This window comes from Limnospira sp. PMC 289.06 (genome assembly GCF_032350395.1).
In the GTDB taxonomy this organism is placed as follows: Bacteria; Cyanobacteriota; Cyanobacteriia; order Cyanobacteriales; family Microcoleaceae; genus Limnospira; species Limnospira platensis.
The window spans coordinates 1-294 of sequence record NZ_JARPLC010000562.1; the positions used below are offsets into that span (position 1 = coordinate 1).

Below are 294 nucleotides of genomic sequence, written 5' to 3' on the forward strand. Positions count from 1 at the left end.
CCTGACGCAACACTTTATGACGGAAATTGGACCTACTGGGCAACCAGGAAGGGACGAGCAATCGATACGCCAAATAGGGTAGCAAAACTACTCAAAAAGCAAAAAGGTAGATGTACCTGGTGTGGGCAATACTTTACCCCATCAGACTTAATTGAAGTAGACCACGTTGTACCTAGAAGCCAAGGCGGAAAGGATGAATACAAGAATCTTCAAATATTACATCGCCACACCCGCGACAATAAAACAGCTCTTGATGAAAGAGATGTTGCTGTACTCTTAACAAAGAGACGGTCC

1 protein-coding gene is annotated in these 294 nt (G+C 44.2%); it reads left to right on the forward strand.

Going from position 1 to position 294, the window contains the following annotated elements; translation table 11 throughout:
• Nucleotides 1-294: HNH endonuclease (locus tag P5674_RS26275; protein ID WP_315643516.1), on the forward strand; the 294-nt coding region annotated here is incomplete at both ends.